This window comes from Saccharopolyspora hordei, assembly GCF_013410345.1.
GTDB classification, from domain to species: domain Bacteria; phylum Actinomycetota; class Actinomycetes; order Mycobacteriales; family Pseudonocardiaceae; genus Saccharopolyspora; species Saccharopolyspora hordei.
The window spans coordinates 4,597,174-4,621,588 of the sequence record NZ_JACCFJ010000001.1 but is presented as its reverse complement, the minus strand read 5'-3'; the positions used below and the strand labels follow the sequence as shown (position 1 = coordinate 4,621,588).

Sequence of the window (24,415 nt, the reverse complement as noted above, 5' to 3'; positions counted from 1 at the left end):
CGGTATTCTGCGGACTCCCGGTGCAGATCGCACCGGGAGGACCCGAGCTCTAGTGGAGGACCCCGGTGACGACGCCGGCTACCGAGGACACACGCGAGGCCAAGCCCGTCGAACGTCGCGTACTCGTGGCCGAAGACGAGGCGTTGATCAGGCTCGACCTCGTGGAGATGCTCCGCGAGGAGGGCTACCAGGTCGTCGGTGAGGCCGGGGACGGTCAGGAGGCCGTTCGCCTCGCTGAGGAGCTGCGACCCGATCTGGTGATCCTGGACGTGAAGATGCCGAAGATGGACGGCATCGAGGCGGCCTCGAACATCGCCGGTGAGCGGATCGCGCCGGTGGTCATCCTGACCGCCTTCAGCCAGCGGGACCTGGTGGAGCGGGCCCGTGACGCCGGCGCGATGGCCTACCTGGTCAAGCCGTTCGCCAAGCGGGACCTGGTGCCCGCCATCGAACTGGCGGTCTCCCGGTTCGCCGAGGTGCAGGCGCTGGAGGCCGAGGTCGCGGACCTCAACGAGCGGCTGGAAGCGCGCAAGACCATCGAGCGGGCCAAGGGCCTGCTGATGAGCAAGCACAACCTCTCCGAGCCGGAGTCGTTCCGCTGGTTGCAGCGCACCGCCATGGACCGCCGCACCACGATGAAGGCGGTCGCCGAAGCGGTGCTCGAGAACCTCTCCTGACCCCCGGCCCAGCGGCTGCGGGCCCGTGGGCGCACGTGCCCACGGGCCCGGCGCGTCAGCGCGGCGGCCGGTCGCGCAGCACGCAGGTGAGTCGCGCGGTGCAGGTCCGGCGGTCCTGCTCGTCGGTGATGGCGATCTCGTAGGTCGCGGTGGACCGGCCCCGGTGCACCGGCGTCGCGACCCCGGTGACCCGGCCCTCGGTGACCGCGCGGTGGTGGGTGCAGGACAGCTCCAGTCCCACCGCGACGCGCCCCGCGCCCGCGCCGAGCGCCGCGGCGACCGACCCCAGCGTCTCGGCGAGCGCCGCGTTCGCGCCCCCGTGCAGCAGGCCGTAGGGCTGGCGGTTGCCGGCGACCGGCATGGTCCCGACCACACGATCGGGTTCCAGTGTCACGTACTCGATCCCCAGCTTGTCGGCCAGCTGCTCCGCGCTCGCCGTCAGCAGCTCCACCGAGAAGCCGTCGTCGCTGGTCATCGACTCCCCATCGGTCACCTCGGCCACCCCTGGTGCCTCCCGTCGCCTCCGGTCACGAGCTGTCGGGAGCTCAGCCTAGACTCGCCGCCGTGACGCATTCCGAGGACCGACGCCTGCTGCTCATCGACGGCCACTCGATGGCCTACCGCGCCTTCTACGCCCTGCCGAAGGAGAACTTCCAGACCGGCACCGGGCAGCACACGAACGCGGTGTACGGCTTCACCTCGATGCTGATCAACCTGCTGCGCGACGAGCAGCCCAGCCACCTGGCTGTGGCCTTCGACGTCTCGCGCAAGACCTTCCGCGCCGAGGCCTACGCCGACTACAAGGCCAACCGCGGCACCACGCCGGACGAGTTCCGCGGCCAGGTCAGCCTCATCCAGGACGTGCTCGGCGCGCTCAACATCCCGGTGCTGAGCAAGGAGAACTACGAGGCCGACGACGTCATCGCGACGCTGGCCACCCAGGCCACCGCGGAGGGCTTCACGGTCTCGATCTGCACCGGCGACCGCGACGCGCTGCAGCTGGTCACCGACCAGGTCACCGTGCTGTACCCGACCAAGGGCGTCTCCGAGCTGACCCGCTTCACCCCGCAGGCGGTGGAGGAGAAGTACGGCCTGACCCCGCAGCAGTACCCGGACTTCGCCGCGCTGCGCGGCGACCCGTCGGACAACCTGCCGAAGATCCCCGGCGTGGGCGAGAAGACCGTCACCAAGTGGATGCAGCAGTTCGGGTCGCTGGCCGAGCTGGTGGACCGGGTCGACGAGGTCAAGGGCAAGGCGGGCCAGGCGCTGCGGGACCACCTGTCGTCGGTGCTGCTCAACCGGCAGCTGACCGAGCTGGTGCGCGACGTGGAGCTCGACGTGCGGCCCGCGGACCTGGCGGTGCGCGCCTGGGACCGGGAGGCCGTGCACCGGCTGTTCGACGACCTGGAGTTCCGCGTCCTGCGCGACCGGCTGTTCGCGACGCTGTCCAGCGCCGAGCCGGAGGTCGAGGAGGGCTTCGAGATCTCCGGCGGCGTGGTGCAGCCCGGGCAGCTGCCCGGCTGGCTGGACGAGCACGCCCGCAACGGCGACCGCGTCGGCCTGTCCTTCACCGGGCACTGGGCGCGGGGCCGCGGTGACCTGACCGGCGTGGCGCTGGCCACCGCGGACGGCGCGGCCGCCTACGTGGACGTCAGCACCCTGACCGCCGAGGACGAGCAGGCGCTGGCGTCCTGGCTGGCCGACCCGGCCACCACCAAGGCGGCGCACGACGTCAAGGGCCCGCTGCACGCCGTCCGCGACCGGGGCTGGTCGCTGGCCGGGCTGACCAGCGACACCGCGCTCGCGGCCTACCTGGTGCGGCCGGGCCAGCGCTCCTTCGAGCTGCCCGACCTGGTGGTCCGCTACCTGCAGCGCGAGCTGCGGGTGGAGACCGGCGAGGAGGACGGCCAGCTGTCCCTGCTGGAGGACGAGTCGGAGACCAAGGAGAAGGAGGCCGCCGCGGAGCTGGTCAAGGCGCGCGCGGTGGCCGAGCTGGCCGACGCGCTCGACGCCGAGCTGGACCGCATCGACAGCCGCCACCTGCTCACCGACCTGGAGCTGCCGCTGCTGGTGGTGCTCAGCGAGCTGGAGGCCGCGGGCATCGCGGTCGACGCCGAGCAGCTCGACGAGCTCGGCTCGCGCTTCGCCGCGCGCGTCAAGCAGGCCGCGCAGGACGCCTACGCGGTGATCGGCAAGGAGATCAACCTCGGATCGCCGAAGCAGCTGCAGGTGGTGCTGTTCGACGAGCTGGGCATGCCGAAGACCAAGCGCACCAAGACCGGCTACACCACCGACGCCGAAGCGCTGCAGACCCTGTTCGAGAAGACCGAGCACCCGTTCCTGCAGCACCTGCTGGAGCACCGCGACGCCACCCGCCTGAAGACCACTGTGGACGGACTGGCGAAGTCCATCTCGGACGACGGCCGGATCCACACCACGCTGAACCAGACCATCGCGGCCACCGGGCGGCTGTCGTCCACCGACCCGAACCTGCAGAACATCCCGATCCGCACCGAGGAAGGGCGCCGGATCCGCGAGGTGTTCGTGGTCGGCGAGGGCTACGCGGAGCTGATGACCGCCGACTACAGCCAGATCGAGATGCGCATCATGGCGCACCTGTCCGGCGACGAGGGGCTCATCGAGGCGTTCCGCACCGGTGAGGACCTGCACAACTACGTGGCCTCGCGGGCGTTCGGGGTGCCGATCGAGGAGGTCGACCAGGAGCTGCGCCGCCGGGTCAAGGCGATGTCCTACGGCCTGGCCTACGGGCTGTCCGCCTACGGCCTGGCGCAGCAGCTGCGCATCTCGGCCGAGGAGGCCAAGGAGCAGATGGACGCCTACTTCGCGCGGTTCGGCCGGGTGCGCGACTACCTGCGGGAGGTCGTCGACCGGGCCCGCAAGGACGGCTACACCTCCACCATCCTCGGGCGCCGCCGCTACCTGCCGGACCTGACCAGTGACAACCGGCAGCGGCGGGAGATGGCCGAGCGGATGGCGCTCAACGCCCCGATCCAGGGCAGCGCGGCCGACATCATCAAGGTCGCGATGCTGGGCGTGCACCGAGCGTTGCGGGACAACGACCTGCGGTCACGGATGCTGTTGCAGGTCCACGACGAACTGATCGTCGAGGTGGCCGAGGGCGAGCACGACGCGGTGGAGCGGCTGCTGCGCGAGCAGATGGGGTCGGCGTACGAGTTGTCGGTGCCGCTGGAGGTCTCGGTCGGCTCGGGCCGTTCCTGGGACGCCGCCGCCCACTGAGGACGCCGCGCGCACGGCTGCCGGTGCGGCGCGGGGACCGCTTCCACATCCTTTCGATCACGAAACCGGCGTTGTGCGGGTGCGTGGGTGCCCCGGCCGCCTTGAATGGCGGACATCACCGTGGGTCCCCCCGCCCGTTCCCGCGAACGCCGCGTGCGGTTAGCCTGCCGTACGCGTGGCCGGGCGCGGCGGGGGCGCGTCGAGCCGCTTCCACGCCGACCTCGAGGAGGAGCATGATCAACATCGACAGAGTGGACCACCTGGTCCTCACCGTCGCCGATGTCGATCGGGCAGTGCAGTTCTACGAGCAGATCCTCGGCATGACGCCGGTGACGTTCCCCGGCGAGCGGCGGGCGGTGCGCTTCGGTCAGCAGACCATCAAGCTGCACGCGGCCGACGAGCTGGTGGAGCCGACCGCCACGCACCCCGTGCCCGGCTCGGCGAACCTGTGCTTCGTGACCACCAACGCGCTCAGCGAGGTCCAGGAGCACCTGCGCGCCAACGACGTGCGCATCGAGGAGGGCCCGGTCAGCCGCACCGGCTCCGAGGGCCCCATCACCTCCCTGTACTTCCGCGACCCCGACGGCAACCTCATCGAGATCGCCCGCTACGACGACGAGCCGGCAGACTGACGCCGGTGGGCCTCGCCCCGGTGGGCGGGGTCCGCGCTCGTCGCACGTTCCGCTTCCCCGGCCGGGCCGTCTCGTCCGATGTGTCCGGTCCGGGGCGAGACCGCGCTCGTGGTGGACGCCCGGGCGAGACCTCGGCACCACGGGCGGTGTGCAGTCGTGCTCCCACTGGTCTGATCGGTCGACAGTGGATTCGGCATATGCACGCGAAATCCCAGCTCCCGCGCGGTGGCCCTGCGGCCGAACGGGTGGTGATCGCTCGATCGTGTTCCGCGGTGCAGCGATAGCGTTCGGCTCGTCGGAGAACGTGCGTGCAGCTTGTCGGGAGCTAAGAACGTGGGTCTCGCCGCCTCGAAGTTCACGCGTGACACGGTCGGCTCCCGCACGCTCGAAGGTCAGCTCGCCGAGACCCCGCGGGTCCCGGTGGACGTGGGGGACGAGCAGCAGTGGCTGGCGTGGCTGGCCGCGGAGTCGGTCGAGCGCCGCGGCCGGGACCAGCTCGCCACCGCGCTGGTCACGCAATGCCGGGACCGGGGTCTGCCGGTGCCCGAGCACGACCAGGCCCGCCTCGCCGCGGCCCGCGAGCTGCGGGACTTCGAGCTGCGGCTCTGCCAGCGCGTCGCGGACGAGGTCGGGGACGCGGTCGAGTCGCTGGAGGCGCTGCTGGAGGAGGACAGCTGGCTGTTCGGCGAGCTGTGCTCCGGGGCGCGCCCCATCGACCTGCGCTGCCTGGTCCGCGAGCTGGACGACGTCATGTCGCTGCAGGCGCTCGGCCTGCCGACCGACCTCGCCGTGGGGTCGACCGACCACGCCTGGTTGCGGAGCCTGCTGACCGAGGCGGAGAAGCTGACCGCCGTGCGCGAGCTCGGCCTGCCCTCCGAGGTCCTGGCCGGGGTGCCGGCCGAGGTGGTGGCGGCGTGGAGCGCTCGGGCGGCCGGTGCGCGGCGCAGCGAGCTGCGCGCGTTGCCGCGGCCGGTCCGGGTCGCGGTGCTGACCGCGCTGTGCGTGGTGCGGCGCGCGGAGATCACCGACCTGCTCGGGCAGGCGCTGGTCGGTCTGCTCCACCACGTCCGGGCCCGGGCGGAGCACCGGCTCGGGGCCGCGGCCGCCGACGCGTCGCTGCCCGGGGCGATGAGCGAGGTGCTGCTGCTCAAGCTCGCCCGCGCCGCGGTCGAGCACCCCGACGACACCGTGCGCACGGCGCTGTACCCGGTCGCCGGCGAGCAGCTGCTCAAGCAGCTCATGCTGGACAGCGCGGCCCGCGCCGCCGCGGTCACCCGGCGCAAGCGGGGGGTGCTGCGCGCCGCCTACTCGGCCTGCTACCAGCAGGTGCTCCGGTCGGTGCTGGCCAGCCTGGAGTTCCGCAGCCGCGACCCCGACTGCTGGCCGTTGCTGGCCGCGCTGGGGGAGCTGGTCGGCGACTACACCGCCTGCTGGGGCCGGGGACGCTTCTACGAACCGGGGCACGGCGCCCCGCTCGAGGGCGTCGTGCCGCCGGAGTGGCGACCCGCGGTCCTGGACCGGGAGGGCCGCGTCGAGCGCATCGCCTACGAGTTCTGCGTGCTGCTGTCGCTGCGGGACCGGCTGTGCACCCGCCAGGTCTGGCTCGGGGACGGCCACCGGTGGGGCGAGCCGTCGGACGACGACGGCCCGCCCGACCCCGATGACGAGGTGCGGTGGCCGACCCAGGACCCGTGACCCGGGCGACTACAGCGACAGCTCCGGCTTGAGGCGGGCCGGGGTCCAGACCCGCTGGCGCCAGGCCGCGATGGTGCTCAGCACCAGCGCCGCGACGAGGTAGCTGAGCAGCACCGCCACCGAGGTGCCCACCGGCCCCATCGCGCCGCCGTAGATGAGGTGGCGCAGACCGGTCACCACGTAGCCCAGCGGGAGCACCTGGTGCAGCGGGTGCAGCGGTTCCGGGATGGTCTGCCACGGGAAGGTGCCGCCCGCGGTGACCAGCTGCAGCACCAGCACGACCAGCGCGATGAACTTGCCCTTCGGGCCGAAGGCGGCGTTGAGCGAGTGCACCACCGCGGTGAAGGCGAACGAGGTCAGCACCAGGAAGCCCAGCGTCCGCCAGGTGTGCGCCGGCTGCACGCCCACGGCGTGCACCACCACCAGGTACAGCAGCACCGCCTGCACGAACCCGACGACCGCGGCGGGCAGCCAGCCGCCGAGCGCGATCCGCCACGGCGCCACCCCGGCGGCCAGCGCGCGGCTGGACAGCGGTCGCATCAGCAGGAACAGCACGAACCCGCCGATCCACAGCGCCAGGCCCATGAAGTAGGGCGCCAGCCCGGCGCCGTAGGTGTCGGCCTTGACCTGGGCCAGGGTGTCGACGGCCACCGGGTCGCCGATGGTGTCCGCGGTGGCCTCGCGGGTCCGCTCGTCCGGGGCGGGGATGTCGTCGACGCCGCGACCCAGCTCGGTGGCCAGCGTGTCGGAGCCGTCCTTGAGCTGCCCCGAGCCGTCCCGCAGCTGTCGGGCACCGCCGGCCAGCTGGTCGGCCCCGTCGGCGAGCTCCTCGGTGCCGCTGACCGCCTCCTGCTCGCCGTCGCGCAGCTGCCGGGCGCCGTCGTCGAGCTGGTCGGCCCCGGTGGCCAGCTGGTCGATGCCGTCGGTGAGGGCGGGCATGGCGTTCGCCAGCTGCCGGTTGCCGTCGGCGACCTGGCGCGAGCCGTCGGCCAGCTTGCGCAGCAGCCCCACCTGGGTCTGCACCTTGCCGTTGGCGTCGGTGACCGGGCTGTTGAGCTCGTCGATCCGGGCGGTGACCGCGTCGATGGTGGACTCGTCCACCCCGGCCCGGCGCAGCTGGTCGGCGATGCGGTCCTTGGCGCCGTCCAGGTGGTCCACGACCTTCTGGGACACCTTGCCCAGCACGTCGGCCTTCTCGGCCAGCTGCTCGTTGCCCGCGGCGACCTGCTCGGCGCCGTCGGCCAGCTTCGCGGTCTGCTCGGGCAGCGGCGCGGTCTTCTGCTGCAGCTGGACGAGCCCGCCGCGCAGCTCCCCGGTGCCGTCGGCGAGCTGCTCGGCACCGTCGGCGAGCCGGCGCTGGCCGTCGAGCAGCTGGTGGGCGCCGGAGGCGAGCTGCGCCGAGCCCTGCTGGGCCTCGCCGAGCCCGTCGTAGAGCTGTCCGGCCCCGTCGGCGAGCTGCCCGGCGCCGTCGGCGGCCTCCCGCGTCTTGTCGTGCACCGTGGCGAACCCGAGCAGGAACTGCTTGGCCGCCTCGCTGCCCGCGTTGGCGGCCACGCCCTTGCGCACCTCGGAGGCCACCTGGTCGGCGATGGTGCCGGCCAGGTAGTTGTTCGCGTCGTTGGTGATCAGCCGCAACCGGGCCTGGCGCGGCTCGAAGTCACCGGGGGAGAGCAGCGCCGCGGAGAAGTCCCGCGGCACCACCAGCGCGAAGGTGTAGTCACCGGTGGCCACGCCCTGCTGGGCGGTGCGCTCGTCGGTGCGCGACCAGTGGAACGTGCCGGAGTCGATCAGCTCCTGGTAGACGTCCTGCCCGGCGTCCAGCCGGGTGCCGTCCTCGCGTTCGGCGCCGGCGTCGTCGATCACCACGGCGGCGGGCACCGAATCGAGCTTCCCGTAGGGGTCCCAGTTCGCGTAGATGTACATGGCGCCGTACAGCAGCGGCACCAGGGTCACCGCCAGCAGCGCCAGTTTGGGCAGTTTGCCGGAGGTGAGCCGGCGCAGCTCGGTGGCAGCGAGCCGGAGACTAGTCATCGCGCGCCTCAGTCGAATCCGATGTGGACAGTTCGGGGTTGTCGGCACCGATGCGAGCGGGCGTCACGCCCAGCTCGGCAGCCGAGTGCCGGGAGCAGAGGGCGACCACGGCCAGGCCGCGCTCGGCCTGCTGGACGGCCAGCGCGTACCAGTCGGCCGGGTCCCCGCCGTGGCGGTCCGGGCGGTCCAGGACCAGGGCTGTCGTGGTGCGGGACTCGCGGGCGAGCTCGACCAGCAGCGTGGTGCGCTGGTGCGCCGCGAGGTTCTCGAAGCGTTCGTCGGCGTCCTGCTCGCGCGCCGACAGCCAGGCCCGCACCCGGCGCCGCGTGGACCAGCGACCGGCCAGCGTGAGTCCTTCCGCGACGACGTCGCGGACCGACAGGGACCCGTCCGGTTCGGTGATGTCGGGTGCGTCGACGACCGCGACCCGCCGGCGCAGCGCGCCGGCGTCGAGCTCGCCGTCCAGGCGGACGGTGCCCCCGCTGGGGCGCAGCCGTCCCGACAGCACCAGCGCGAGCGCGGTGTGACCGGCGTTCGGGTCACCGGCCACCAGCAGCACCTGGCCGCTGCGCACGCGCAGCGAGGTCGGTGCCAGCAGGGGGCCGTGCGCTCCGTTCACCTCGACGCCGGTGGCGACGATCTCCAAGCCGACTCCTCGACGTTGTCACGGCCCGGTGCGCCGGTCAGCGCAGCGCGGTGGCCGGACGCACCTCCCACGTGGTCCACAGCGGTCGGTAGCCCTGTCGGGGCCAGAACACCGAGGACAGCGGGTTGGGCGGGTTGTAGTGCAGGAAGCTGCCGACGACTCCGGCGCGGACGAACTCCTCGTGCGCCGCGGTCATCAACCGCTGGCCGACGCCGGACCCGCGGTCCTGCTCGCGCACCGACACGCAGTTCACGTAGGCCCAGGTGCCGGGGCGGAGCCGGTGGCCGGCGGACGGGCGGTCAGCGTCGACCCACCCGCACTCGGCCACCGCGACCGGGACGCCGCCCCGCTCCGCCAGCCAGACCGGATCGCTGGAGTGCAGTCGCACCTGCGCAGCGGCCCGCTTCAGCCGCGGTGCGTCGGGGCGGTACGTCGAGGAACCGACCAGGGCGGCGTAGCGGAGCTCGAGCAGGGCGAGCTCGACGACGGCGTCCAAGTCGGCCGGTCCGGCGCGACGCACAGTTACGGTACCACGTAGTTCCGTAAATCTGTCAGGCGGAGTGGGTGGGCGCACAGCCAAGCACGACAGCGGGGTGAGACCGCCGTCCAGCAACGCCCTCGCGGCCTGCACGTCCCGGCTCGGCCAGACCACCGAGCACGCCGAGTCCCGCTCCGGGACGCGCTGGTCGCGCAGCCAGTCCCGCCACGCCGCGAGCAGCGCCGCCATCCCCTCCCGCGGGTGCTCGCCGAGGAGGGGGAACAGCTCGAAGACGCACGCGGCCTGCCAGAGGCTCTGCGCCGTGCCGGGCGGGTTCGACGTCCGCGTCACGATCCCGGCGACCACGTCACCGCCGGGCGTCCGCGCCACCAGCGGCTCCCCGCGCGGCACCGGGTAGTCGTCGGGCAGCTGCGGGTCGAGCGCGGCGAACCGCGCGCACTGCGCGCGCACCAGCTCCTGCGCGGTCGTCACGGCTGCTCCTCGGCGAACGGGTGGTCCGCGGCACATCGAACCAGCGCCGGGCCGGACCTTCAGCGCGAAGCGGCGGCGACGGGCGGGCGGTCAGCCGTCGAGGGTGCAGACGAAGATCGCGGTGCCGGGGAAGTAGCGGCCGCGCAGCGGGCTCCACTGTCCCCAGACCTCGGTGTTGTCCGGCGGCCACTCCGGTTCGACCAGGTCGACCAGGCGCAGCCCGGCGTCGGAGAGCGCGCGCACGTAGTCGCCCAGGGTGCGGTGGTGCTCCACGTAGGTCGCGCGGCCGTGCGCGTCGACCTCCACGTAGGGCGTGCGGTCGAAGTACGACTGGGTGACGGTCAGCCCGGTCGGTCCCGGGTCGTCGGGGAAGATCCACCTCATCGGGTGGGTCACCGCGAACACCCACCGGCCGCCCGGTCGCACCACCCGCGCGACCTCCCGGAACACCGCGCCGACGTCGGCGACGAACGGCACCCCGCCGAAGGCCGAGCAGGCCAGGTCGAAGGAGTCGTCGGCGAACGGCAGGCAGTCCGCGCTGGCCTGCACCAGCGGCACCACCGTGCCGCTGCGCCGCCCGCCCTCGGCGGCGTGCCGCAGCATCCCCGCCGAGATGTCCAGGCCGACCGGCTGCGCGCCCTGGTCGGCCAGCCAGCGCGCGCACGACGCCGCACCGCAGCCGACCTCCAGGACCCGCTTGCCGCGCACGTCGCCGAGCAGCCCGGCCCGCTCCTCGCGGAGGCGCTCGGGGCACCAGACGAAGTCGCTGAGGCCGAGGAACTCGCCGTGCTCGGCCTGGTAGTCGTCGGCGTCGGCGTCCCACCACAGCCGGCTCGCGGTCCGGGACTCCACGGCTCCCGCGGTGCGTTTGGTCACACCGACGGTGCCCAGGACGTGCTCCGCCGCGCTACGCTGGACCTCGGCGTCTCCCGGGTCGTCGGCTCGTGTCACAGGGTTCTCCCCGCCGATAGTGGGTACTGCTCGGACGTGGAACCATTGTGGTCGTCCGGGGCCGACTGCCGTCGGGCCCCACCGCGGTTTGCCCGGCGATCGAGAGAGCGCGTACGATACCGCACGCGCCGTGGGTCTTTCGTCGTCATCTTCGCCGTCACCGGTTCCCGGCCAGGCGGAGCGGTCAACGAATCGGATCTTCTGGTCCAACCGTCCGGTTGGCCCTGGTCTGGACGCCCGCAGCGCGGTAAGAACTGTAGAACCAGCGACCAACTATCCGTACCGGAGCAACCCACCTGATGTCCACCGACACCACCACCGTCCCGACTGCAGCCGCCGCCAAGCCGCAGGTCGCAGTGAACGACGTCGGGACGGAGGAGGACTTCCTCGCCGCCGTCGACCAGACCATCAAGTACTTCAACGATGGCGACATTGTTGAGGGCACCATCGTCAAGGTCGACCGTGACGAGGTGCTGCTTGACATCGGCTACAAGACCGAGGGCGTCATCCCGTCCCGCGAGCTGTCGATCAAGCACGACGTCGATCCTGCCGAGGTCGTCACCGTTGGCGACTTCGTCGAGGCCCTGGTCCTCCAGAAGGAGGACAAGGAAGGCCGGCTGATCCTCTCCAAGAAGCGCGCCCAGTACGAGCGCGCCTGGGGCACCATCGAGGAGCTCAAGGAGAAGGACGAGCCCGTGCGCGGCACCGTCATCGAGGTCGTCAAGGGCGGCCTCATCCTCGACATCGGGCTGCGCGGCTTCCTGCCCGCGTCCCTGGTCGAGATGCGCCGTGTCCGCGACCTGCAGCCCTACGTGGGCCGCGAGCTCGAGGCCAAGATCATCGAGCTGGACAAGAACCGCAACAACGTGGTCCTGTCCCGCCGCGCTTGGCTGGAGCAGACCCAGTCCGAGGTCCGCAGCGAGTTCCTCAACCAGCTGCAGAAGGGCCAGGTCCGCAAGGGCGTCGTGTCCTCCATCGTCAACTTCGGTGCGTTCGTCGACCTCGGTGGCGTTGACGGCCTGGTGCACGTCTCGGAGCTGTCCTGGAAGCACATCGACCACCCGTCCGAGGTCGTCGAGGTCGGCCAGGAGGTCACCGTCGAGGTCCTCGACGTCGACATGGACCGCGAGCGCGTCTCGCTGTCGCTCAAGGCCACCCAGGAAGACCCGTGGCGCCAGTTCGCCCGCACCCACGCGATCGGCCAGATCGTGCCGGGCCGGGTCACCAAGCTGGTTCCGTTCGGTGCGTTCGTCCGCGTCGACGAGGGCATCGAGGGCCTGGTCCACATCTCCGAGCTGGCCGAGCGCCACGTGGAGATCCCGGAGCAGGTCGTCCAGGTCGGCGACGAGGTCATGATCAAGGTCATCGACATCGACCTCGAGCGCCGTCGGATCTCGCTGTCGCTGAAGCAGGCCAACGAGGGCTTCAGCCCCGACTCGGAGTTCGACCCCACCCAGTACGGCATGGCCGCCGAGTACGACGCCGAGGGGAACTACATCTACCCCGAGGGCTTCGACCCGGAGACCCAGGAGTGGCAGCCGGGCTACGAGAAGCAGCGCGAGGAGTGGGAGCGGCAGTACGCCGAGGCGCACGCCCGCTACGAGAAGCACATCGCGCAGGTCGCCAAGGCCCGCCAGGCCGACGCGGAGGCCGCTGCGGCCGCCGCGGCCGGTGGCGACGACGTGACCGGCGGCAACTACTCCTCGGCCTCCAGCGACGACCAGGACAGCGGTTCGCTGGCGAGCGACGCGCAGCTGGCCGCGCTGCGGGAGAAGCTCTCCGGCGGTGCGTGAGCACTGACGCCTGACAGCTGAGGCATCGCGGCGGCCCCGCACCTGGCGACGAGGTGCGGGGCCGCTCACGTTCCCGGGCGGGCGGGTCGGCTGGCAAGATGGGCCGCGTGTTGCGCGTGGGACTGAGCGGTGGGATCGGGTCGGGCAAGTCGACGGTCGCCCGGCGGTTGGTGGAGCTCGGCGCGGTGCTCATCGACGCCGACGTGCTGGCGCGGGAGGTCGTGCGGCCGGGCAGCCCGGGACTGGCGGAGATCGTCGAGCGGTTCGGCGAGGACGTGCTGGACGCCGACGGCGCGCTGGACCGGCGCGCGCTGGCGGCCAAGGCCTTCGCCGACGAGCGGGCCCGCGCGGACCTCAACGCCATCACGCACCCCCGCATCCGCGAGCTGACCGAGCAGCGGATGGCGGAGGCCCCGGAGGACGCCGTCGTGGTGCACGACGTGCCGCTGCTGGTGGAGGCCGGGTACGCCCCGGACTACCACCTGGTGGTCATCGTCGACGCGCCGGAGGACGTCCGCGTGCAGCGGCTGGTGGGCCGCGGGCTGACCGAGCAGGACGCCCGGGCCCGCATCGCCGCGCAGGCCACCACCGAGCAGCGGCGGGAGGTCGCCGACGTGTGGCTGGACAACAGCGGCTCCGTGGAGCAGGTGCTCGCGCAGGTCGACGCGCTGTGGCGGGACCGGCTGGTGCCGTTCGAGGAGAACGTCCGGCTGCGCCGCCGCCCGCCGAAGCGGTCACCGCGGCTGGTCGACCCGGACCCGGACTGGGCGCGACAAGCGCGCCGGCTCGTCGAGCGGGTCCAGCGGGCCGCGGGCGGCCGGGCGGTGCGCGTCGACCACATCGGATCGACCTCGGTGCCGGGCCTGCCCGCCAAGGACGTCATCGACCTGCAGCTGACGGTGCGGACCCTGGCTGACGCCGACGAGCTCGCCGAGCCCCTCGCGGACGCGGGCTTCCCGCGGGTCCCGGAGGTCCGCGGCGACACCCCGCACGCCTTCGCCCCGGACCCGGAGCAGTGGGCCAAGCGCCTGCACGTCTCGGCCGACCCGGGCCGGGCCGCCCTCCTGCACGTTCGCGTGGCCGGGTCCCCGGGCCAGCGGATCGCGCTGCTGTTCCCGGCGTGGCTGCGCGCCGACGGGGCCACCAGGGCGGACTACCTGGCGCTCAAGCGCGAGGTCGCCCGCGCCCACGCCGACGACCCGGACCACGACGCCTACGCCGACGCCAAGGAGCCGTGGTTCGCCGAGGCCCTGCCCAAGGCCTGGGACTGGGCGGCGCGGACCGGCTGGACCGCGGACCGGTGAACCGGCACGGCGTCACCAGACGTCGAAGATGCCCCGGTACGCCAGCCACTGGTTCAGGTCGCGGTGGCGGGTGACCTCGTCGAGCGTCCGGTGCACGGTGCGCAGCGCGTAGTCGGCCTCCTCGCGGCGCAGCACCCCGGTGGCGACCGCGGTGGCGAACTCCGCGGCGTGGGTGATCCGCGTGCGGCCGCCGTTCTGGACCTCCAGGCCGAGCAGCAGGTCGGTGGTGGTCCAGGACCGGGGCTCCCGCTCGATGCGGACCGCGGTGAGGGTGCTCGGGCCGGGCAGCGAGTGCCTGCTGCGCGGGCGGTACCGGGTCAGCCGCAGCCCGAGGTCGGGCAGCAGCCAGGTGATCTCGGCGGCGTGGTCCGGCGCGTCCGGTGTTGGGCACTCCACCGCGAGGCCCCACCGCTCGACGTGGCATACCTCCAACTGGTGAACGCGACCAGAGGGATGCCTACGTTGCGAGCTGAACACGTCGATGACTTCAACCAGTTGAGGAGAGGTCACAGCCGCCACGGCTCCAGAGAGTAGCCGCATCAGCACTGGTCGGAGAGCGACGTCGTTCGGTTTTCACATAACTTTCCAGTGCTCGTCGCATATCGAATCCGCGCTGGCAGCGGGCGTCACCGGGTTGGCGGTAGTCGCCCGCTGCCCGGGTACGAGATCCTCGAGAGGTTGCCCGCGCCACGACAGCTCGATCCCGCTGTCGCGCAGCCACGCTGACAGCTGGTAGCCGTGGCGCGCGAGCCCGTCGACGGCGGCGCAGGCGCGCTCCACCGCCCGCTGCGCGGTGGCCGCGTCCAGCAGCCGCGCCTGGACCGCGAGCACGAACTCGTCGACGTCCAGCAGGTCCGCCGAGCGGCCGTCGCGCACCTCGACGTCCAGGTAGCGGTCGAGGGTCCGCCACTGCTGCTCGCCGACCTCGACGTCCACCACGTCCAGGTAGAAGTCCAGGTCCCGCTCGTGGCCCGGGTGCCAGGCCCAGCGGGTGACGCGCAGGCCGAGGTCCGGCAGCAACCAGGACTCGAAGGAGGCGAGCCGCGGGTGGCCCGGCATGGTCCGGGCGAGGTAGAGGCCGAAGGGCTCGCGATGGAAGTGCCGCACGGTGCGCACGTGGCCCTTGGGGTCGGTGTTGGTACCCGCGACGAGGTCGAACACCTCGACCTTCGGCGGGTGGACGGGCAGGCCCAGCTGGTCGGCGATCTCGCGCTGCGTGGTCACGGTGCCACTGTATGCGGCGGGCGCGACGTCCGAAGGTCGTCGCGCCCGCTGTTTCTTCACCACTGGTGTCCCGTCACCTCCCCTTCGGTCGGGTTCAGGTCGAAGCGCGGGTGGCGAAGGCCGGAGCCATCGTGCCCAGACCCGCGAGCACCAGGACGGCCCCGCCGATGACGTTGCACAGCACGGTGCTGGTCGTCATGACGGACCCGCTCATCACGAACACGGCGACGATGGTCCACACACCCAGCACCGGCGCTGTCCAGGCGATGCCGTGCGTGCGGTGGAACGCGGCCGCGAACGAGAGCCCGAGCACCGTGGCGGCGAGGCCGACGACCAGGTTGTTCAGCGCCAGCGACGGGGTCGTGGCGGCGAACCCGGTGATCCACGGTGACAACGCGACGAACAGCCCACCCAGAACGGTGAAGCCGTCCGCCACCTGAGCGGTCGGTGTCTCCGCCGCTCGCTCGTAGCGCATGCGCATCTCGGTGAGATCGGGATGCCCGGCGATCGGTGCGCTGCTCGACATGACCACCTCCAGGTGGAGCTGGGGTGACGCACCCCATTGTCCGCCTCCGCGAGCCTCGTGGCCATCCCGTGGCGCGACATGATGTCGGGGCGGGCTCGTACGCTGGGAGCGTGGCATTCGCGACTGAGCACCCCGTACTGGCGCACTCCGAGTTCCGGCCGGTCAGCGACATCCCGCGGACCGACGGTCGGTTCCGCGTGGTCAGCGACTACCAGCCCGCCGGTGACCAGCCCCAGGCGATCGACGAGCTGGAGCGCCGGATCAAGGCCGGTGAGAAGGACGTGGTGCTGCTCGGGGCCACCGGTACCGGCAAGTCGGCGACCACGGCGTGGTTGATCGAGCGCGTGCAGCGCCCCACGCTGGTGCTGGAGCCGAACAAGACGCTGGCCGCCCAGATGGCCAACGAGCTGCGCGGGTTCTTCCCGGACAACGCCGTGGAGTACTTCGTCAGCTACTACGACTACTACCAGCCCGAGGCCTACGTCCCGCAGACCGACACCTACATCGAGAAGGACTCCTCGATCAACGAGGACGTCGAGCGGCTGCGCCACTCGGCGACCTCGAACCTGCTCAGCCGCCGCGACTGCGTGGTGGTGTCGTCGGTGTCGTGCATCTACGGCCTGGGCACGCCGCAGTCGTACCTGGACCGGTCCATCCCGCTGGCGGTCGGCGCGGAGGTCGACCGGGACGTGTTCCTGCGGGCGCTGGTCGACGTGCAGTACACCCGCAACGACATCGCCTTCGCCCGCGGCACCTTCCGGGTGCGCGGCGACACCGTGGAGGTCATCCCCGCCTACGAGGAGCTGGCGGTGCGGGTGGAGTTCTTCGGTGACGAGATCGACCGGCTGTACTACCTGCACCCGCTGACCGGCGAGATCGTGCGCGAGGTGCAGGACCTGCGGATCTTCCCGGCGACGCACTACGTGGCCGGCCCGGAGCGGATGGAGAAGGCCATCCGCGACATCGAGGCCGAGCTGGAGGAGCAGCTGGAGAAGCTGGAGAAGCAGAACAAGCTGCTGGAGGCCCAGCGGCTGCGGATGCGCACCCAGTACGACATCGAGATGATGCGGCAGGTCGGCTTCTGCTCCGGCATCGAGAACTACTCGCGGCACATCGACGGCCGCGCGCCCGGCTCGGCGCCGGCGACCCTGCTCGACTACTTCCCGGACGACTTCCTGCTCATCATCGACGAGTCGCACGTGACGGTGCCGCAGATCGGCGGCATGTACGAGGGCGACGCCTCGCGGAAGCGGACCCTGGTCGAGCACGGCTTCCGGCTGCCCAGCGCGCTGGACAACCGGCCGCTGACCTTCGAGGAGTTCTCCGACCGGATCGGTCAGACGGTGTACCTGTCGGCGACGCCGGGGCCCTACGAGATGGGGCAGGCCGGCGGCGAGTTCGTCGAGCAGGTGATCCGCCCGACCGGGCTGGTCGACCCCGAGGTCATCGTCAAGCCCACCGAGGGCCAGATCGACGACCTGGTGCACGAGATCCGCGAGCGCGCCGACCGCGACGAGCGGGTGCTGGTCACCACGTTGACCAAGAAGATGGCCGAGGACCTCACCGACTACCTGCTGGAGCTGGGCATCCGGGTGCGGTACCTGCACTCCGAGGTGGACACGCTGCGGCGGGTCGAGCTGCTGCGGCAGCTGCGGCTGGGCGAGTACGACGTGCTGGTCGGCATCAACCTGCTCCGCGAAGGCCTGGACCTGCCGGAGGTCTCGCTGGTGTCCATCTTGGACGCCGACAAGGAGGGCTTCCTGCGCTCCGGCACCAGCTTGGTGCAGACCATCGGCCGGGCGGCGCGCAACGTCTCCGGCCAGGTGCACATGTACGCGGACCGGATCACCGAGTCGATGCAGCACGCCATCGACGAGACCAACCGCCGCCGCGCCAAGCAGATCGCCTACAACGAAGAGCACGGCATCGACCCGCAGCCGCTGCGCAAGAAGATCGCCGACATCCTGGACCGGGTCTACAGCGAGGCCGAGGACACCGAGGAGTCGGTGGCGGTGGGCGGCTCGGGCCGCAACGCCTCCCGCGGCAAGAAGCCGACCGGCGAGGCGGTGGCCACCGCGGGCCTGCTCGAGGACCGCGACATCGGGTCCATGCCGCGCGCGGAGCTGGCGGACCTGGTGCAGCAGCTCAACGAGCAGATGATGAACGCGGCCCGCGAGCTGCAGTTCGAGCTGGCGGCCCGGCTGCGCGACGAGATCCAGGACCTCAAGAAGGAGATCCGCGGCATGGACGCCGCCGGCATCGAGTGATGGTGCGACCGCCGCACGCACTGCTGGGCCAGGGATCACCGAGGACGAGCGCGAGGCCGTTCTCGGCTGCGGTCCGAGGGGCGTGTGGAGAGAGCACGGGGGAGTCGCGGTGGAGGCCCGCGAGCGGTCCGGCACGGGACGCCGTCCGGCGGGCCCGGACTGCGGGGACTGCCTGACCCACGCCGGGGCCTCGGTGTCCGGTCGGCCGTTGCGCTGCGTCGGTGCCGGCTTCCCGCAGACTGATCACGCCCTGGTCGACCAGGGCTGAGCCCTGCGACACCCAGCTCTTCCGCCCCGGTGGGGCGGTGGTGTGCGCTACCGTGCTCGGCGGGTGTGATCGACCTCTGGGGGTGCGATGCGCGTGGTCGTCGTCGGTGCCGGGATCGCGGGCACCGCTGCTGCACTGGCACTGGACATGGCCGGGTTCGAGGTGAGCGTGCACGAGGCGCACCCGGACAGCGGGGCGGACCTCGGGGCGTTCCTCACCCTCCCCGGCACCGGGACGCGGGTGCTGGACGAGCTCGGCCTCACCCCGACCGCGGGTTTCCCGCTCACCGCGATGCGCCTCACCGACAGCAGCGGGGCCGAGGTGGGCGGGTCCGTCCTCGACGGCTACCGCTGCGTCCGCCGTGCCGAGCTGTGCGCGGAGCTGCGGGCCGAGGCCCACCGCCGCGGTCTGCGCGTCGAGCACGGGGCTCGGTTCGTCTCCGCCGAGCAGGACGGGGACGGGGTGGTGGCGCGGTTCTCCGACGGCCGGGAGGCCGAGGGCGACCTGCTCGTCGGCGCGGACGGGCTGAACTCGGCGGTGCGCGAGCGGATCGACCCGGTGCCGAAGCGCTACGCGGGCCAGCACGTCTTCTTCGGTCACTCCGACCGCGCCGCGCCGCCGCACCGGCCGGGACGCATCGAGATGGTCCGGGGGAGCGGCAGCGCCTTCGGCTACGCCGTCTCGCCCGAGGGCCGGACGTACTGGTTCGCCCGGGTCCCCGCGCCCCCGCTGGACGCCGGCGAGTCCGCGGACGACCGGCGAGCCCGGCTCCTCCGGGCCCTCGAACCGGACGAGACCCCGACGGCGGCCATCGTCGCGGCCAGCGACGAGGTGCTCGTCACCGAAGCGCGCGATCTCGCCCAGCCGCCGCGGTGGCGCGACGGCCGCGTGCTGCTCATCGGCGACGCCGCGCACGCGGCCTCCCCGGCGACGGGTCAGGGCGCGGCGATGGCGCTGGAGGACGCGGTGGTCCTGGCCAAGGCCGTGCGCGACCACGGCGACCTGGACGCCTACGAGCGCCTGCGGCGACCCCGGGTGGAGCGCAACATCGTCCGCAGCGCCCAGCTGACCGCGATGCTGGGAGCGCAGCACGCGGAACTCCCGGACGCCGTCGAGCGCCTGGAGCGGCGCCACCGCGACGCCCCCTCCACCGACGACCCCACCGACCTCCTCACCTGGCACACCCCCTTGCCGACCCACCTGTGAGACGCGTCCGGGGCACCGTCGACGACGGTGCCCCGGACCTCCGGGCTCAGGCGAAGGCGCTGAGCCCGGTGATGGACTTGCCGACGATGAGGGTGTTCATCTCGCGGGAGCCCTCGAAGGAGTAGACCGCTTCGGCGTCGGAGAAGAACTTGGCGACCTCGTGGTCCAGGACGATGCCGTTGCCGCCGAACAGCTCGCGCGCCCAGGCCACCACCTCGCGCATCTTCGTCGTGGTGAACGCCTTGGCCAGCGCCGCCTGCGCGGCGCCACCGCGGCCCTCGGCCACCAGCTCGTTGAGGCGCACCACGACGCCGAACATCGCGGTGATGTTGCCGAGCATCTTCACCAGCAGGTCCTGGACCATCTGGAAGGCGCCGATCGGCTTGCCGAACTGCACCCGGTCCACCGCGTACTCGCGGGCCAGCTCGTAGGCGCGCACGGCGACGCCGAGCGCCTGCCAGGCCACGCCGCCGCGGGTCTTGGCCAGCACCTTGGCGGTGTCGCGGAAGCTGTTGACGTTCTGCAGCCGGTTGGCCTCCGGGACGCGGACGTCGTCGAGCACGATGTCGGCGTTCTGCACCGTGCGCAGGGCGATCTTGCCCTCGATCTTGCTCGCGTGGAAGCCGGGCGTGCCCTTCTCCACCACGAAGCCCTTGACCTGGTCGTCGCTGACGTCGCGGGCCCACACCACGACCAGGTCGGCGAAGGTGCCGTTGCCGATCCAGCGCTTGGCGCCGTTGAGGACCCACTCGTCGCCCTCGCGGCGTGCGGTGGTGCGCATGCCGCCGGCCACGTCGGAGCCGCCCTCCGGCTCGGTGAGCGCGAACGCGCCGATCTTGTTCATGTCGACCATGTCCGGGATCCAGCGGTCCCGCTGCTCCTGGTCGCCGCCGTTGTAGACGCTGCCCATCGCGAGTCCGGTGTGGACACCGGAGAAGACCGCCAGCGACGGGTCGATCCGGTTCAGCTCGATGCTCAGGAACCCGGTGAACAGCGGGCTGCGCGGCGTGCCGTCACCGTGCTCGGGGTAGTAGTACCCGGCCAGCCGCAGCGCGGCGAACTTCTCGACGACCTCGAACGGGAACTCCGCCTTCTCCCAGGCGTCGTTCGCCAGCGGCTTGATCTCGCGCTCCAGGTACGCGCGGATCTCGGCGAGCTCGGCGCGCTCCGCCTCGCTGAGCAGCTCGGCGTACCCGAAGAAGTCGGGGTTGGTGTTGACGGGCTTGGGCATTCCTCTGTCCTCTGCGGTGCGTTGGTTGGTCGGGGACCGGTGCGGTGGCGGCGCCCGGGGTCAGTTCTCCGCCAGGTCGCTGAGGACCGCGTTGATCGCGGTCTGCTTGCGGTCGCGCAGGGCGGCGCGCTGCTGGTAGGCGGCCGGGCCGGCGCCGTAGGCGGCTTCGGTCTGCTCGCTGAGGAGCGCGATGGTCTCCGGGGTGAGCTCCGGGCGGCCGAGGTCCTCCCAGCGCTCGGCCATGCCGACGCCGAGGTGGGCCATCATGTGCCGGATGCCGCCGGGGCCGCCGCCGAGGTGGAAGCTCTCGAACGGTCCGACGGTCGCGTACCGCCCGCCCAGCGACGACTTCATCACGGTGTCCAGCTCCTCGACGCGGACGACTCCGCGCAGCACCAAGGAGATCGCCTCGCGCATGATCGCGCTCTGCAGCCGGTTGGCGACGAAGCCGGGCACCTCCCGGCGCAGCCGCACCGGGGTCTTGCCCAGCCTGCGGTAGAACGCGGTCGCGGCCTCGACCACGGGTTCGGCGGTGCGTTCGCCCGGCACGACCTCCACCAGCGGCACGACCTGCGGCGGGTTGAACGGGTGCGCGATGAGCAGCCGCGCGGCCACGGTGTCGGGCAGTTCGGCGGCGATCGCGGTGGCGACGATGCCGGAGCTGGACGAGGCCAGCACGGCGCGTCCCGGAGCGTGGCGAGCGATCTCGGCGAACAGCTGCTGCTTGAGCTCCAGCCGCTCCGGACCGTTCTCCTGCACCAGGTCGACGTCCGCCACCGCCTCGGCGAGGTCGTCCGCCACCCGGACGCGGTCCAGCAGGTCGTCGAGGTCCGCCCCCGGGATGCTCGCGGCCAGCGGCGGCATCGCCGCGCGCACCGCGTCGCCGAGGTCCCCGCGCGGGTCGGTGATGCGGACCTCGACACCGTGGGCGGCGAACAGCGCCGCCCAGGACAGTCCGATCGTCCCGGCCCCGACCACGGCGACCCGTGTCCACTCAGGACTCAATGGTTCCTCCTCGATCAGGCCAGGTAGTCGTGCACGGGTTCGATGCCGCCCAGGGTGAGGTCGGTCAGGACGTGGCTGGCCGAGACCACGTCGCGCACCGGCAGGTCCGCCAGCGGCGCGAGCGCGTGCTCGAACAGCTGCAACCGCGCGGGACCGGTGTGGGCGGCTTTGACGGTGATGTCGGTGATCTGGCTGCGGACCAGCTCGCACACCCGCGGGCGGTGGTCCGCGCCCGGCACGATCTTGAGCATGTAGGTGGGTGTGGTGATCTGCGCCTCGGCCTCGGCCAGGTCCATCGGGTGGTGCTTGTAGCCCATGGTGGCGGTGGCCACCCGCACCGTGCCGCAGTCGAGCGTGCCCACCAGCGCGGCGTGGTCGACGTAGAGCGCCGGCGAGCCCAGCACCTTGGGGTAGGCGCTGGCTTCGCGTCCGGCCGCGATGGCGGGGAAGTTGTCGAGGTACATGGCGTGCAGGTACTCGCCGTGCTCGTCGCCGAACCGCACCGGGATCGCCTGCCCGGCCTCGACGTACGGGCCGAACGAGGTGGCGTCGCCCATCTTCATGACCTCGAAGCGCACCAGCGGCTCGTCGACCTCCAGCGGCTCGGGCACCACCGCGCGCAGCGCCTCGGGGTCGGTGCGGTAGACGATGTTCAGGTACTCGCGGTCGGTGAACCGCACCGCGGCCGGGGCGTAGGCCGGGCTGGTCAACGGCGTGGCCAGCCGCCGCACGACGTCGTCGCGCTTCATCGTCCCCTCCAGACCGGAGCGCGCTTCTCGGTGAACGCCCGCACCCCTTCGGCGAAGTCCTCGCTCTCCCGCAACCTCCCGGCCGCGGTGCGCTGCGCGGCGAACGCCTCGGCGTCGGGGGCGCCGTCAGCGCGCCGGACCACCTCCTTGACCGCGGCCAGTGCCAGGGGCGCGTTCGCCGCGACCTCGGCGCCCAGCTCCAGGGCCGCTTCGAGCGCTCCGCCGTCGTCGACCACCCGGTTGACCAGGCCGAGCTCCTGCGCCCGCCGGGCGTCGACGGTGCGGCCGGTGAGCAGCAGCTCCATCGCCAGGTGGTGCGGGACCCGCTTGGGCAGCCGGACCACGCCGCCGCCCCCGGCGATCAGCCCGCGTTTGACCTCGGGCAGTGCGAACCGCGCCCCGGCGGCGGCCACGATGAGGTCGCAGGCCAGCGCCAGCTCGAACCCGCCGCCCATCGCGGGGCCCTCGACGGCGGCGATGAGCGGCTTGGTGGTCTCGGCCTCCACCAGTCCCGCGAACCCCCGGCCCGGCACCACCGGCGACTCGCCGCGTGCCGCGGCCTTGAGGTCCATGCCCGCGCTGAAGGTGCCCGCCGCTCCGGTGAGCACGCCGACGGCGAGCTCCGCGCGGCTCTCCAGCTCGTCGGCGGCGGTGGCGATCCCCTGGGCCACGGCGGCGTCCACGGCGTTGCGCACGTGCGGGCGGTTGATCGTGATGACCAGCGCGGAGCCCACCGCCTCGGTCCGCACCGCGGTGTTCGGCTCGCTCACGCGTCCCTCCCGAGCTCGGCGAGGACTTCCTCGGTGTGCTGGCCGGGCAGCGGCGCGTGCCGCCGCACGGAGGCGGGGGTGGCCGAGAAGGTCATCGGCACGCCCACCACGCGGTAGCTGCCCTCGCTGGGGTGTTCGGCGACGTCGAGCAGGTGCCCGTCGCGCACGTAGGGGTCGTCGGCCGCCTGGTCGAGCTCGAGCACCGGGCCGACCGGGATGCTGTGCTTGCTGCACACCTCGATCCACTCGGCGGTGGTCAGGTTCGGGGTGACCGACTCGACCAGTTCGGCCAGCGCCTCGCCGTCCCGCCTGCTGTCCACGAACTCCCCGGCCAGCCGCGGGTCCTCGGCCAGGTCCGGCCGTCCGGCGGCGCAGAACAGGTCGCGGAAGTTCTGCGGGGTGTAGGGGATGATCATGACCAGGCCGTCCTTGGTGGGCCGGGCCCGGTGCCCCTTGTTCATCGACAGCGCGAAGCCGGTGGGGCCCATCGGCGGTTCGTACAGCTGCCCCTGCAGGTGCTCGACGAGGTTGAACGCCAGCAGCGTGTCGGCCATCGGCACCTCGACCAGCTGGCCCTGCCCGGTGGCCCGCTGGTGCACCAGGGCGGCCAGCGTCGAGTAGGCGATGGTCAGCGCCGCGACCTTGTCGGCGAAGATGCTCGGCAGCACCACCGGGCGTCCGATGTCGCCGGCGCGCCGGGCCAGGTCGAGCAGCCCGGAGGCGGCCTGCACGGTCTCGTCGTAGGCGGCGAGGTCGGCGCGGTCGGAGTCGGGGCGGAAGCCCTGCGCGTGCGCGTAGACCAGCCGCGGGTTGCCGGGAGCCAGGCTCTCGTAGTCCATGCCGAGGCGGCGCAGCGCGCCGATCCGCATGTTGGTGATGAGGATGTCGGCGGTGCCGATCAGCTCCAGGGCCCGCTCGCGGTCGGCCTCGTCCTTGAGGTTGAGCCGCACGCTGCGCTTGTTGCGGTTGACGTTGAGGTTCAGCGGCGTCATGCCGGGGGTGCGGTGCAGCGTGCCGTGGCGCACGGTGTCCTTCGGGGACTCGATCTTGATCACGTCGGCGCCGAGGTCACCGAGGACCTGGGCGGCGTAGGGGCCCATCACGACGGTGGCCATGTCGATCACGCGCACGCCCGCCAAAGGGCCTTCTGAGGGTTTCGTCGATGTCATTCGCCACTCCCGGGATGAGATTTCCCGACGTGTTCTTTCGCTT

At 72.2% G+C, this 24,415-nt stretch carries 21 protein-coding genes; 8 read left to right on the top strand and 13 right to left on the bottom strand.

All coding sequences use genetic code 11. The features are described from left to right. Positions 1 to 65 precede the first annotated feature (65 nt). Complete coding sequence (locus HNR68_RS21125) at positions 66 to 677, top strand: response regulator (RefSeq protein WP_179723496.1); 612 nt, start codon at positions 66 to 68, stop codon at positions 675 to 677. A gap of 55 nt (positions 678 to 732) precedes the next feature. On the opposite strand, the gene HNR68_RS21120 is transcribed toward HNR68_RS21125, so the two are convergent. Further along, the gene (locus HNR68_RS21120; RefSeq protein WP_179725337.1) at positions 733 to 1,152 is read right to left on the bottom strand and encodes a hotdog fold thioesterase; all 420 of its coding nucleotides are present in this window, start codon (positions 1,150 to 1,152) and stop codon (positions 733 to 735) included. Between the two features lie 89 nt (positions 1,153 to 1,241). Here HNR68_RS21120 and polA point away from each other — a divergent pair, with 89 nt between their 5' ends. The 3 genes from polA (at position 1,242) to HNR68_RS21105 (ending at position 6,262) form a co-directional block, all read left to right on the top strand. Next, complete coding sequence (gene polA / locus HNR68_RS21115) at positions 1,242 to 3,935, top strand: DNA polymerase I (RefSeq protein ID WP_179723495.1); 2,694 nt, start codon at positions 1,242 to 1,244, stop codon at positions 3,933 to 3,935. Positions 3,936 to 4,168: 233 nt separating this feature from the next. Then, positions 4,169 to 4,567 carry a VOC family protein gene (locus HNR68_RS21110; protein WP_179723494.1) on the top strand — a complete coding sequence of 133 codons (399 nt, stop codon included), beginning with the start codon at positions 4,169 to 4,171 and terminating at the stop codon, positions 4,565 to 4,567. A gap of 333 nt (positions 4,568 to 4,900) precedes the next feature. Beyond that, positions 4,901 to 6,262 carry a hypothetical protein gene (locus HNR68_RS21105; RefSeq protein WP_179723493.1) on the top strand — a complete coding sequence of 454 codons (1,362 nt, stop codon included), beginning with the start codon at positions 4,901 to 4,903 and terminating at the stop codon, positions 6,260 to 6,262. Positions 6,263 to 6,271: 9 nt separating this feature from the next. On the opposite strand, the gene HNR68_RS21100 is transcribed toward HNR68_RS21105, so the two are convergent. From HNR68_RS21100 to HNR68_RS21085, 4 genes are all read right to left on the bottom strand, one after another. After that, positions 6,272 to 8,293, bottom strand: a complete 2,022-nt coding sequence (locus HNR68_RS21100) for a YhgE/Pip domain-containing protein (RefSeq protein ID WP_179723492.1) — start codon at positions 8,291 to 8,293, stop codon at positions 6,272 to 6,274. Then, positions 8,286 to 8,939 (bottom strand): ATP-binding cassette domain-containing protein, encoded by a 654-nt coding sequence (locus HNR68_RS21095; RefSeq protein WP_179723491.1) that lies wholly within the window; start codon positions 8,937 to 8,939, stop codon positions 8,286 to 8,288. The genes HNR68_RS21100 and HNR68_RS21095 overlap by 8 nt, the downstream gene beginning before the upstream one ends. 37 nt (positions 8,940 to 8,976) lie before the next feature. After that, a complete protein-coding gene (locus HNR68_RS21090) occupies positions 8,977 to 9,909 on the bottom strand; it encodes a GNAT family N-acetyltransferase (protein WP_179723490.1) in 933 nt (310 codons plus the stop codon). A gap of 90 nt (positions 9,910 to 9,999) precedes the next feature. Continuing rightward, complete coding sequence (locus HNR68_RS21085) at positions 10,000 to 10,860, bottom strand: methyltransferase domain-containing protein (RefSeq protein WP_179723489.1); 861 nt, start codon at positions 10,858 to 10,860, stop codon at positions 10,000 to 10,002. A 299-nt stretch (positions 10,861 to 11,159) separates the two neighbouring features. On the opposite strand from HNR68_RS21085, the gene rpsA reads away from it, so the two are divergent. Both rpsA and coaE read left to right on the top strand, forming a co-directional pair. Next, on the top strand, positions 11,160 to 12,653 hold the full coding sequence (gene rpsA / locus HNR68_RS21080) for a 30S ribosomal protein S1 (RefSeq protein ID WP_179723488.1): 1,494 nt from the start codon (positions 11,160 to 11,162) through the stop codon (positions 12,651 to 12,653). Positions 12,654 to 12,760: 107 nt separating this feature from the next. Continuing rightward, positions 12,761 to 13,957: a dephospho-CoA kinase gene (coaE, locus tag HNR68_RS21075; RefSeq protein ID WP_179723487.1), complete on the top strand. Its 1,197-nt coding sequence runs from the start codon at positions 12,761 to 12,763 to the stop codon at positions 13,955 to 13,957. A 12-nt stretch (positions 13,958 to 13,969) separates the two neighbouring features. On the opposite strand, the gene HNR68_RS21070 is transcribed toward coaE, so the two are convergent. From HNR68_RS21070 to HNR68_RS21060, 3 genes are all read right to left on the bottom strand, one after another. After that, complete coding sequence (locus HNR68_RS21070) at positions 13,970 to 14,389, bottom strand: ribonuclease FAU-1 family protein (RefSeq protein WP_246330505.1); 420 nt, start codon at positions 14,387 to 14,389, stop codon at positions 13,970 to 13,972. 141 nt (positions 14,390 to 14,530) lie between these two features. Continuing rightward, positions 14,531 to 15,181, bottom strand: coding sequence for a DUF402 domain-containing protein (locus tag HNR68_RS21065; protein WP_179723485.1), 651 nt, complete (start codon positions 15,179 to 15,181; stop codon positions 14,531 to 14,533). Positions 15,182 to 15,275: 94 nt separating this feature from the next. Beyond that, a complete protein-coding gene (locus tag HNR68_RS21060; RefSeq protein ID WP_179723484.1) occupies positions 15,276 to 15,707 on the bottom strand; it encodes an SPW repeat protein in 432 nt (143 codons plus the stop codon). A 110-nt stretch (positions 15,708 to 15,817) separates the two neighbouring features. On the opposite strand from HNR68_RS21060, the gene uvrB reads away from it, so the two are divergent. Both uvrB and HNR68_RS21050 read left to right on the top strand, forming a co-directional pair. After that, positions 15,818 to 17,974 carry an excinuclease ABC subunit UvrB gene (gene uvrB / locus HNR68_RS21055; RefSeq protein WP_343050300.1) on the top strand — a complete coding sequence of 719 codons (2,157 nt, stop codon included), beginning with the start codon at positions 15,818 to 15,820 and terminating at the stop codon, positions 17,972 to 17,974. Between the two features lie 355 nt (positions 17,975 to 18,329). Beyond that, entirely contained in the window at positions 18,330 to 19,448 is a 1,119-nt protein-coding gene (locus HNR68_RS21050; protein WP_179723483.1) for an FAD-dependent oxidoreductase, read from the top strand. 46 nt (positions 19,449 to 19,494) lie between these two features. Here HNR68_RS21050 and HNR68_RS21045 read toward each other — a convergent pair whose 3' ends face one another. The 5 genes from HNR68_RS21045 to HNR68_RS21025 are packed head-to-tail and all read right to left on the bottom strand — an operon-like array spanning position 19,495 to position 24,372. Then, positions 19,495 to 20,679: an acyl-CoA dehydrogenase family protein gene (locus HNR68_RS21045; protein ID WP_179723482.1), complete on the bottom strand. Its 1,185-nt coding sequence runs from the start codon at positions 20,677 to 20,679 to the stop codon at positions 19,495 to 19,497. Between the two features lie 60 nt (positions 20,680 to 20,739). After that, positions 20,740 to 21,684 carry a 3-hydroxyacyl-CoA dehydrogenase family protein gene (locus tag HNR68_RS21040; RefSeq protein ID WP_218888372.1) on the bottom strand — a complete coding sequence of 315 codons (945 nt, stop codon included), beginning with the start codon at positions 21,682 to 21,684 and terminating at the stop codon, positions 20,740 to 20,742. 14 nt (positions 21,685 to 21,698) lie between these two features. Further along, on the bottom strand, positions 21,699 to 22,433 hold the full coding sequence (locus HNR68_RS21035; RefSeq protein ID WP_179723481.1) for an acetoacetate decarboxylase: 735 nt from the start codon (positions 22,431 to 22,433) through the stop codon (positions 21,699 to 21,701). Then, the gene (locus HNR68_RS21030) at positions 22,430 to 23,203 is read right to left on the bottom strand and encodes a crotonase/enoyl-CoA hydratase family protein (protein WP_179723480.1); all 774 of its coding nucleotides are present in this window, start codon (positions 23,201 to 23,203) and stop codon (positions 22,430 to 22,432) included. The genes HNR68_RS21035 and HNR68_RS21030 overlap by 4 nt, the downstream gene beginning before the upstream one ends. After that, positions 23,200 to 24,372 (bottom strand): CaiB/BaiF CoA transferase family protein, encoded by a 1,173-nt coding sequence (locus tag HNR68_RS21025; RefSeq protein WP_179723479.1) that lies wholly within the window; start codon positions 24,370 to 24,372, stop codon positions 23,200 to 23,202. The genes HNR68_RS21030 and HNR68_RS21025 overlap by 4 nt, the downstream gene beginning before the upstream one ends. Positions 24,373 to 24,415: the final 43 nt, after the last annotated feature.

What these genes read in the sequence shown, in the direction of transcription:
- HNR68_RS21120 (WP_179725337.1), bottom strand. Translation starts at nt 1,152, where the DNA reads ATGACCAGCGACGACGGCTTCTCGGTGGAGCTGCTGACGGCGAGCGCG.
- HNR68_RS21110 (WP_179723494.1), top strand. Translation starts at nt 4,169, where the DNA reads ATGATCAACATCGACAGAGTGGACCACCTGGTCCTCACCGTCGCCGAT.
- HNR68_RS21100 (WP_179723492.1), bottom strand. Translation starts at nt 8,293, where the DNA reads ATGACTAGTCTCCGGCTCGCTGCCACCGAGCTGCGCCGGCTCACCTCC.
- rpsA (WP_179723488.1), top strand. Translation starts at nt 11,160, where the DNA reads ATGTCCACCGACACCACCACCGTCCCGACTGCAGCCGCCGCCAAGCCG.
- HNR68_RS21060 (WP_179723484.1), bottom strand. Translation starts at nt 15,707, where the DNA reads ATGTCGAGCAGCGCACCGATCGCCGGGCATCCCGATCTCACCGAGATG.
- HNR68_RS21050 (WP_179723483.1), top strand. Translation starts at nt 18,330, where the DNA reads ATGCGCGTGGTCGTCGTCGGTGCCGGGATCGCGGGCACCGCTGCTGCA.
- HNR68_RS21045 (WP_179723482.1), bottom strand. Translation starts at nt 20,679, where the DNA reads ATGCCCAAGCCCGTCAACACCAACCCCGACTTCTTCGGGTACGCCGAG.
- HNR68_RS21035 (WP_179723481.1), bottom strand. Translation starts at nt 22,433, where the DNA reads ATGAAGCGCGACGACGTCGTGCGGCGGCTGGCCACGCCGTTGACCAGC.
- HNR68_RS21025 (WP_179723479.1), bottom strand. Translation starts at nt 24,372, where the DNA reads ATGACATCGACGAAACCCTCAGAAGGCCCTTTGGCGGGCGTGCGCGTG.